This window comes from Bradyrhizobium sp. CFUWI (genome assembly GCF_056429085.1).
This window is the reverse complement of sequence record NZ_JBWJZE010000108.1, coordinates 1-1,056: the sequence shown is the minus strand read 5'-3', so window position 1 is coordinate 1,056 and position 1,056 is coordinate 1. Positions and strand designations below refer to the sequence as shown.

1 pseudogene is annotated in these 1,056 nt (G+C 57.4%); it reads left to right on the top strand.

From position 1 onward, the window contains the following. Positions 1 to 235: pseudogene (locus tag AC066S_RS38895) on the top strand (hypothetical protein); the annotation flags it as partial. Positions 236 to 1,056 lie beyond the last annotated feature (821 nt).

The following is a 1,056-nucleotide window of genomic DNA, read 5'->3' as shown; positions in this document are numbered from 1 at the left end:
GAAAGCCGGAGTGTGGTTCCGCCGTGCTCGTCTGCTCATCGTCTCTCCTGATTCGCGGGTCAATCTTGCCCGCCGTCAGGCAGAAACTCCACTTATCGCGCTGTTCAGATTTGCGGGACCAGCTCATTATGGGCTCAACCGGACATTGGATGAGACGGGGGCAACAAGCGAAGCGCAGCTCAGGCGGGACTCAGTTCGCCCGGATTGCAAGCTTCCTTCTGAACGGAAGGCGTGATCCCAACTACTATCCTCTCCACTGTCGGCTAGGCCAAGGGCGTCTCTTCAGCAACGGCGGTTCAGGCGTTCGAAAGGAGATCGATAGCCTGCAGCTTGGCATCGTACTCTTCGTACGTGCCAAGCACGATCTGGCCAACGGCCAAATTGTGCACGGAATCGATGACTGAGGGAGAGTCGTAAGTCAGAGAAACAGGACCCGTGAATAATACTTCTTCGCCCGACTCATCTCGCCCGAGCGTTCGGTCGGTGCATTACTTGACGAGCTGTGAGAGCCCTGCCTCTCTCCCCGCGATATGTTTGCATTCCGCTGGCTGACTATGATCGCGTTCGCCAAGCTACAGATCGACGCACCGGCTGAAGCAGTCAACTCGACTGGTTCCATCGTGGCATTGAAGCCAATCGGAATTATCCCATAGCGCATTTTGGGCTCGCCACGGTACTGGCGCTGCTCGGTTCGCTGGATGACGCAAGGGCCGCCGCGAGGGCCGGATCTTTGCTTGATCCAAGCTTTACGATCCGCCGCTTTCGTGACGGCGCGTCGAGTGATAATCCAACCTACTTGGCTAAACGCGAACGAGTTTATCAGGGCATGCGAATAGCTGGGGTGGCGGAAGGGTGATGTCGGAGATGAGGCCACAAGCGTGAACGGCTATTACTTACCCGAGGGGAAGCTACGGAAGCCGCGACAGTTCGGTGAGCTGGTCCCGCAAATCTGAACAGCGCGATAAGTGGAGTTTCTGCCTGACGGCGGGCAAGATTGACCCGCGAATCAGGAGAGACGATGAGCAGACGAGCACGGCGGAACCACACTCCGGCTTT